Origin of the sequence: Rhodobacter calidifons (assembly GCF_011174775.1) — a bacterium.
GTDB classification, from domain to species: Bacteria; Pseudomonadota; Alphaproteobacteria; order Rhodobacterales; family Rhodobacteraceae; genus Tabrizicola; species Tabrizicola calidifons.
In genome coordinates, this window is the sequence record NZ_JAANHS010000032.1 from 1 (window position 1) to 8,549 (window position 8,549).

Annotated in this window: 6 protein-coding genes and 3 riboswitches; all 6 genes read right to left on the reverse strand. The window is 65.8% G+C overall.

Annotated elements, in window-relative coordinates; translation table 11 throughout:
- Positions 1-258: sigma 54-interacting transcriptional regulator (locus tag G8O29_RS17755; RefSeq protein ID WP_166404547.1), on the reverse strand; the 258-nt coding region annotated here is incomplete at its 3' end.
- Positions 252-437: riboswitch (cobalamin riboswitch) on the reverse strand. It overlaps the preceding gene by 7 nt.
- A gap of 35 nt (positions 438-472) precedes the next feature.
- Entirely contained in the window at positions 473-3,196 is a 2,724-nt protein-coding gene (metH, locus tag G8O29_RS17760) for a methionine synthase (RefSeq protein ID WP_166404548.1), read from the reverse strand.
- Positions 3,193-4,230, reverse strand: a complete 1,038-nt coding sequence (locus tag G8O29_RS17765) for a homocysteine S-methyltransferase family protein (protein ID WP_242679186.1) — start codon at positions 4,228-4,230, stop codon at positions 3,193-3,195. Before G8O29_RS17765 ends, metH begins: the two co-directional genes overlap by 4 nt.
- 189 nt (positions 4,231-4,419) lie before the next feature.
- Positions 4,420-5,493 (reverse strand): FAD-binding oxidoreductase, encoded by a 1,074-nt coding sequence (locus G8O29_RS17770; protein WP_166404550.1) that lies wholly within the window; start codon positions 5,491-5,493, stop codon positions 4,420-4,422.
- A gap of 4 nt (positions 5,494-5,497) precedes the next feature.
- Positions 5,498-6,736, reverse strand: coding sequence for an aromatic ring-hydroxylating oxygenase subunit alpha (locus tag G8O29_RS17775; RefSeq protein WP_166404551.1), 1,239 nt, complete (start codon positions 6,734-6,736; stop codon positions 5,498-5,500).
- Positions 6,737-6,835: 99 nt separating this feature from the next.
- Positions 6,836-7,031: riboswitch (cobalamin riboswitch) on the reverse strand.
- Positions 7,032-7,280: 249 nt separating this feature from the next.
- Complete coding sequence (locus G8O29_RS17785) at positions 7,281-7,583, reverse strand: hypothetical protein (protein WP_166404546.1); 303 nt, start codon at positions 7,581-7,583, stop codon at positions 7,281-7,283.
- Positions 7,584-7,701: 118 nt separating this feature from the next.
- Positions 7,702-7,908, reverse strand: a riboswitch (cobalamin riboswitch).
- Between the last annotated feature and the right edge of the window lie 641 nt (positions 7,909-8,549).

An 8,549-nucleotide genomic window follows, 5' to 3' on the forward strand; every position in this document is an offset into this window, starting at 1 on the left:
TGTCGGGCCTGCCCCTGCCCAAGGCCGGCCCGGCGCCTGCGCTGCCGCCGCCAGCGCCGCCCCGTCCGCGGGACTGCGCAGGGCGTCGATCGGCACGAACGGCGCCGCGCGGTGATCCGACAGCTCGTGGATGCGCCGGGCCAGCCGCAGCTTTCCCAGGTCCGACCGACCGCGGATCACGACCGGCGCCTCGGTTCGCGCCAACTCGGCCGCCACGCGATCCACGGCGCGCCCGTGCCCGCCGCACGGTTTCGTCATCTTTCGTCCTGGCAGGTCTCCTGGCTCGCGGGTCGTTGCTTGGCTGGCCTTCCCGGGCGGACCCAGTGGCGTTGTCAGCTTCGCTCGCCGCTTACAGTTGCGGGGGCAGCGCCGGATTTGAACCGGCTTTCCTTTCCGTCCCCGACTCGCGCCGGAGAACCATGACACCACCACTAGACACACCCGTTGCGCGGCTGTCAATATATTGTGTAGATCAGGCCGCTTCGCGGGCTGGCACGGCGACGGGCACATAGTTCAGGATCGGGGCGAGCCAACGTTCCGCCTCGGCCATTGTCATGCCCTTGCGCGCGGCATAATCGGCCACCTGGTCGCGCTCGACCTTGGCCACGCCGAAATAGTAGCTGTCCGGGTGCCCGATATAGAGGCCCGAGACCGACGAGCCCGGCCACATCGCCATGCTTTCCGTCAAGGTGACGCCGGTCGCCGCTTCGGCATCGAGCAGACGGAAGAGGGTCAGCTTTTCGGTATGGTCGGGCTGGGCGGGATAGCCCGGCGCAGGGCGGATGCCGCGATAGGGCTCGCCCACCAGTTCGTCGGGGGTGAAGGTTTCGTCGGGGGCATAGCCCCAGAGCGCGCGGCGCACGCGCTGGTGCAGCATCTCGGCCATCGCCTCGGCAAAGCGATCGGCCAGCGCCTTCACCAGGATCGCGGCGTAGTTGTCGTTCGCGCGGTCGAAGGCTTCGGCGATGGCGGCCTCTTCGGGGCCCGCCGTCACGACGAAGCCGCCGACATAATCGGGCGTGCCTTCGGGTGCGACGAAGTCCGACAGGGCGACATTCGGGCGTCCCTCGCGCTTGGAATGCTGCTGGCGCAGGGTGTGCAGGGTGGCCAGCGTCCGGCCGCGATCCGCATCGGTGAACAGACGGATGTCATCCCCGACGCTGTTGGCGGGCCAGAAGCCCACCACGGCGCGAGGGCCGAACCAACGCTCGCCGATGATCCGCTGCACCATCGCCTGCGCATCGGCAAACAACGCCCGCGCGGCCTCGCCCTGTTTCGGGTCGTCGAGGATTTTGGGGTAGATGCCCTTCAACTCCCAGGTCTGGAAGAACGGCGTCCAGTCGATGTATCGGGCGATCTCGGCCAGGTCCCAGTCGTCGATCACCCGCGTACCGAGAAACGACGGCGCCGGCACCTTGTAATCCGTCCAGTCGATCCGCAGCGCATTGGCCCGCGCGGCGGCCAGCGGCAGGCGCTCCTTCGCGCGTTCGGCGCGTTCGTGGCGCTCGGCCACCTCGGCATATTCGCTTCGCAGTTCGGCGATGTAGGCGTCCTTCTGGCTGTCCGACAGCAGCGCGCCCACAACCCCCACCGCCCGGCTGGCGTCGAGCACATGGACCGCAGGCCCCGCGTAGCGCGGCGCGATCTTGACGGCGGTATGGACCTTGGAGGTGGTCGCCCCGCCGATCAGCAGCGGGATCGTGAACCCCTCGCGCTGCATCTCGGAGGCCAGGTGCACCATCTCGTCCAGTGAGGGGGTGATCAGGCCCGACAGGCCGATGGCATCGACCTTTTCCTCGCGTGCGACCTGAAGGATCTTCTGCGGCGGCACCATCACGCCCAGGTCGATGATCTCGTAATTGTTGCAGGCCAGGACGACGCCCACGATGTTCTTGCCGATGTCGTGGACATCGCCCTTGACGGTCGCCATCAGGATGCGGCCCGCCGTCTGCCGCCCCTCGCCACCCGTCAGGCGCTTTTCCCGTTCCATATGGGGCAACAGCACGGCGACCGCCTGCTTCATCACGCGGGCCGATTTCACGACCTGCGGCAGGAACATCTTGCCCGCGCCAAAGAGGTCGCCCACCACGTTCATCCCCGCCATCAGCGGGCCCTCGATCACGTCGAGCGGGCGCGCCGCGGCCTGACGCGCCTCTTCGGTGTCGGCCTCGATGAACTCGGTGATGCCGCCCACCAGCGCATGTTCCAGACGCCTTTCGACGGGCCAGTCGCGCCAGGCCAGATCGCGGACCTTTTCCTCGCGCGCCCCCCCCTTGAAGCGGTCGGCCAGCTCCAGCAGCCGCTCGGTCGCCGTGCCGCCGGCCTTGGGCTTGCGGTTCAGGACCACATCCTCGCAGGCCTCGCGCAGCTCGGGGTCGATCCGGTCATAGACCGCCAGCTGGCCCGCGTTGACGATGCCCATGTCCATGCCCGCGCGGATGGCATGATAAAGGAACACGGCATGCATCGCCTCGCGGACCGGCTCGTTGCCGCGAAAGCTGAAGGACAGGTTCGACACCCCGCCCGAGACATGGGCATGCGGCAGGTTGGCCCGGATCCACCGCGTCGCCTCGATGAAGTCCACGCCGTAATTGTCATGCTCCTCGATCCCGGTTGCGACGGCGAAGATATTGGGGTCGAAGATGATGTCCTCCGGCGGGAAGCCGACCTCGTCCACAAGGATGCGGTAGGCCCGCGCGCAGATCTCGGTCTTGCGCTGGAAGGTGTCGGCCTGGCCCGCCTCGTCAAAGGCCATGACGACAACGGCCGCGCCATAGGCGAGACACAGGCCCGCATGGTGGCGGAACGCCTCTTCGCCTTCCTTGAGGCTGATCGAATTGACGACGGGCTTGCCCTGCACGCATTTCAGGCCCGCCTCGATCACCTCCCATCTGGAGCTGTCGATCATCACCGGGACGCGGGCGATGTCGGGTTCCGACGCCACGAGGTTCAGGAACTCGATCATCGCCTGTTTGCTGTCGATCAGGCCCTCGTCCATGTTGATGTCGATGATCTGGGCGCCGTTCTCGACCTGGTCGCGCGCGACCTCGAGTGCTGCGGCATAGTCGCGGTTCACGATCAGCTTGCGGAACTTCGCGCTGCCGGTGACGTTCGTCCGCTCGCCGATGTTGACGAAGGGAATGTCGGGGGTCAGGACAAAGGGCTCCAGCCCCGAGAGGCGCAGGTAGCGGGTCACTGCGGCACCTCGCGGGGGCGGAACGGCGCCACGGCCTCGGCAAGGGCGCGGATGTGGTCGGGCGTGGTGCCGCAGCAGCCGCCGACGATGTTCACCAGCCCCTCGCGCGCGAAATCGGCGACCTGTGCGGCCGTCTGGTCGGGCGTCTCGTCATACTGGCCGAAGGCATTGGGCAGCCCGGCGTTGGGATAGGCGCAGATGCGGGTGGGCGCGACGCCCGCCAGTTCGGCCAGATGCGGGCGCATGGCGCTGGCGCCGAGGGCGCAGTTCAGCCCCACGGTGAAGGGCCGCGCATGGGCGACCGAATGCCAGAAGGCCGTGGGCGTCTGGCCCGACAGTGTGCGCCCCGAGGCATCGGTGATCGTGCCGGAGATCATCAGGGGCAGCGTGACGCGCGTCGCGGCAAAGGCCTGAAGGCAGGCAAAGATCGCCGCCTTGGCGTTCAGCGTGTCGAAGATCGTCTCGATCAGGATCAGGTCCGCGCCGCCGGCGATCAACCCCGTCACCTGCTGGCCATAGGCGACCGCGAGGTCATCGAAGGTGACCGCCCGGTAGCCCGGGTTGTTCACATCGGGCGAAAGGCTGGCGGTGCGGTTTGTCGGGCCTATGGCTCCGGCGACAAAACGCGGGCGGCCGTCGATGGCCGTGGCCCGGTCCATCGCACGCCGCGCGATCCGCGCGCCTTGCGCATTCAGGTCGAACACCGCCTTTTCCAGCCCGTAATCGGCCTGCGCGATGCTGGTGGCGGAAAAGGTATTGGTCTCGACAATATCCGCCCCCGCCATGGCATAGCGGAAGTGGATCTCCTCGACGGCCTGCGGCTGGGTCAGGATCAGAAGGTCGTTGTTGCCCTTCTGCGGATGATCGGAGTGATGCGCGCAGGCGCATCCCCCCGCGCCGCGGTAATCCTCTTCCGTCAGGCCCAGCGTCTGGATCTGCGTGCCCATCGCGCCGTCGAGGATCAGGATGCGCTGCCGCGCGAGCGCCTCCAGCGAGGCCGCGGCGGGTGTGATGGTCTTTGCGTGCTGCGTCAAGGCGGTGCTCCCGATCCTTTGAGGGCCGAACGCGAACCATATCACGGGGATATCTTTGTCGGAAAATTCATAATTTTCCGGATCAACATGAAGTCTGTTCATGAATTGGGGGCTTGGCTCGGGGCACGCGCAACGGCCGGGCATTGGCCCCCCGGCCCTGACCTGCGTGTCGCGCGACGGCGGCTGCCCTCAGACTTCGATGACGACCGTCCCGATCGGGTTCGCGCAACAGGCAAGGATATAGCCCGCGGCGATGTCGTCGTCGCTGATGCCGCCGTTATGCACCATATGGACCTCGCCTTCGATCTTCTTCACCTTGCAGGTGCCGCAAAGGCCGAAGGTGCAGCCCGACGGGATGTTCAGCCCGGACCGCCTCGCCACAGCAAGGATCGAGTCGGTCTGCGCACAGGGCGCCGAGACGCCGCTGGCCGCAAAGGTGACACGCGCGCCCGTGTCCGCATCAGGCACGACATCGTCATGAACCGGCGCCTCGGCCTCGGTCCGGACCGGGGCGCCAAAGCTTTCCTGATGATAATGGTCCATGTCGAAGCCCAGCGACACCAGCATGTCGCGCACCCCTTGCATGAAAGGCTCCGGCCCGCAGCAGAACACCTCGCGCTCCAGATAGTCCGGGGCCATCAGGCCCAACATGATCTGGGACAGGCGGCCCTGATAGCCGTGCCAGGTGCGGAAGGGATCGGGTTCCTCGACCGTGAAGCGCAGCTTGAGCCCCGGCACGCGGTTGGCGAAATTCTCCAGCCGCTCGCGGAAGATGATGTCTGACGGCCGGCGGGCGGCGTGAACAAAGACGATGTCCGGCATCTCGCCCGAATCCCAGGCCCAGGTCGTCATCGACATCATCGGCGTGATTCCCGAGCCTGCCGAGATGAAGAGGTATTTCCGCGCCGAGTGGCGGAGGAAGCTGAAGATGCCCGAAGGGCCGTGGGCCTTGATCTTCATGCCCGGTTTCAGGTGATCCAGCATCCAGCGCGTGCCGATGCTGTTCGTCTGCGCCTTGACCGTGACGCTGATCGACAGGGGCCGCGAGGGCGAGGAGCTGATCGTGTAGGTGCGCTGCACGTTCCCGCCGGGGACCGGAAGGTCCAGCGTGACGAACTGCCCCGGCTGATAGTCGAACCACGCGCCCGAAGGCGCGCGGAAGGTGAAGGTCGCGGTGTTGGCGGCCTCGGGCACCACCATCGCGCATTCCAGCGCTTCGGCGTCCGACCACGGCCGCGCAGTCCAGTTCTGTTGCGGGGCCATCCGCCTATTCCGCCGCCAGCGCCGGTTCGGGGGCCAACCGCCCCGAAAGCGTGCCGCAATACCAGTCGATGAACTGGATTACGCCCTCTTCATGGATCGTCGAATAGGGGCCAGGCTCGTAAGCGGGCGACAGGATCCCAAGCTGGTTCTGTTCGACCACACGCCGATCCTCGTCATTCGTCGCAAGCCAGACCTCTGTCAGCGTCTTCAGATCATAATCCACTCCTTCGACCGCGTCCTTGTGGACAAGCCAGGTCGTGGTGACCTCGGTTTCCGTGGGGCTGATCGGCAGCACGCGGAAGGTGATCGCGTGATCGGCCAGGAAATGGTTCCAGGTGTTGGGATAGTGGTACATCAGCAGGCTGCCGGCGTCGTTGAAGGGCATCTCGCCCATGCGCCGGGCCACGGCGGCCTTGGTCGTCATCGTATAGCTTTCGGCATTGTTCAGCAGCGGCACGCGCGCCAGCCGCCACTGGAAATCGGGCGCATGGACAAAGCGCGACGGCAGGCCCGCGGTCTCGCACCGCTGCCAATGATCCAGGATTTCAGGGCTGGCCGAATGCGGCCCATCCATCGCGCCGATCTTGGGGTTGTCGGAAAACGTCCGGCACAAGGACGGATGCGACCCCGCGCAATGATAGCACTCGCGGTTGTTCTCCATCACCAGCTTCCAGTTGCCCTTCTCGACGATGGTCGAGGAGAAGGCGACCTTGGCGTCCTTCAGCCGTGAGGGCGCCAGATAGGCCATGGCAGTGCGGGCAAGATCGGCGATCGGCGGCGGCACCTGCGCAAGGCAGATGTAGACGACGCCGCCCAGATCGGCGCAGTGCACCTTCTTCAGCCCATGCGCGGCGGGATCGAACGCTTCCTGCATGTCGCGCGCGTAAAGCAGCTTGCCATCCAGATCGAAGGTCCACTGGTGGTACGGGCAGACGATCCTGGGCGCAGCGCCTTCCGCCTTGGCGCAAAGCTTCTGGCCGCGGTGGCGGCAGACGTTGTGAAAGGCGCGGATCAGGCCGTCAGCCCCCCTAACAACCACGACCGGATAGGTACCGACCTGCATCGTGGCATAGGACCCGGCCTTGGCGAGCTGCGCCGAGGGGACGGCGAACAGCCACTCCTTGTACCAGATCTGCTCCAGATCGGCGCGATAGACGCCGGCATCGCAGTAAAGATCATGGCTGAGAGAGTGGTTGGGGCGACGGTTGGCAATGTCGCGCAGGATGGCGGTGGCGTTCAGCATCTTGTCCTCGCTTTCCGGCATCCCCGCCGGGGTTCGCTTGTGACGCGACGGGAAAGAGACATGCAGCAGCCAGCCGCACGCCCGACCGCCCGCCGCGGGTGACGTTCCTTCCGCAAGGCTGGTTTCCGGACTTGCGGAAGCGGGCCTTGCGGCCCCGTGCGCGACGCCTTCCCGGGTTCCTCCCAGTGGCTGTTGTCGCGCCCTCTCCCGTCACCGTTGCGGGGGCAGTGCCGGTTTTCCACCGGCTTCCCAATTCTCCGCTGTCGCCAGCGGCACCTTGCACCGGCAGATAACCATTCCCGATGGTATCGGCCTGCTCTGAAACCGACACAGGACTCCGCGCGCCCGACCATTCTCCCTTGGCCTCGTGGATTATGGAATGCCCGTGACAGATGCGCGCGCGGCTTTTTCCCGGCGCACCTGCGGCGGGCGGACAGCTCGGACCAGTATCCCAAGTATCCGCTCCTGCTCCCCCAGAAGGTGGAGCGTCTCAACCGTCTCTTCGGCCAGGCAGACGATGCGCGCGGGCGGCCAATTGCGGATGTCAGATCGCCGCGCGCCGGGCCCGTGCGCCGCCGCGGCGATGGCGTGCAGGCAGGGCCAACGGCATCGGTTCGATCGGCATCCGGGTGGAGGCGACGAGCAGATCGCAGAACACCGCGACCGCGGGCGAGGTGCGCAGAAACGGCTGGGCCGCCGCATAGGCGCGCATGGCCTCAGCGCGATAATCGGCCATCGGCTGCAATGCCCCCAGCCACTGCATATAGCCAAGTTGCCCCAGTGCCTGCGCCCGCGCGGGCGGAATGGAGCCTGTGTCGAGTTGCGAGATTGTCCGTTCCAGAAGCATCGCGCCCTCCGCGCAAGGGGCGGGCCTGGGGCAGCGGCGATCTCGCGAGGCACAAGGCGTCCATCTCGGTCTCTCCGGCCCGAGGCACCCCGCCCGGGTTCAAGGTGACTGCGGCGCGCGTCGCGCACCGGAGATGGCAGGTCTCCTGACTTGCGGGTCGCCGCTTCCCCGAACCTTCCCGGGCCGGTCCGCCCAGTGGCATGTTTCGAGGTCGCTCACCGCTCACAGTTGCGGGGGCAGTTGCGGAGTTGGGCAAGGGGCCCGCACCGCATTCCCTTTTCACCCGACTCGAACGAGTCGGGCACCATTATCAGATGTATCGCACAGCACCGTGACCGCGTCCATCCGATCGAGAGAGTGTCTGGATGCTGCATGCGGGGCTGGCTTCTCCGGGCACCACTTCAGCATGCGCGCCATCAAGGGCGGATGGACCCAATGCACTGAAGGAAGTTGAATGAATACAATATCTTGGTATGGAGAAGGTTGGACCGCAGACCCATCCCCTCCGCCACTTGCCCTCGCGAATGCGTTCTCCCCATCCGGCTGAGGCCGGATTTTTCCGTTGTTTTCGAGGGTTATGCGGGAGGGGCTGAGCACCGTGCCTGCCGCGCGGCGGCACGGAAGCGGTCTCTAAGGGTCGATATTCTCTGGACCTATTGACTGCGCGAGTTTGGTGAATTCTTCACAAGGCATTGACTTTACAGAGGTTAATATCCTGCCTGCTGAACACTTCGATTTCAGGGACAGACTTTGAGAAGGAACAAAGATCAAACCTTTGGTCGAATTTCGAAGTGGTCGGGCTGTCCCTTCGACCCTCGAGTGGGACTTGTGTGGTGATGCCGATTAGATGCTGTCCCTGAGCGTGGTGTAAGTTCTGGCTGAGGTGGTCACCGGCGATGTTCGGTTAGGGTCTGGTTGCTTACGCCCACCCAGAACCGAGAGGACCACCGATGACCACCGACATGA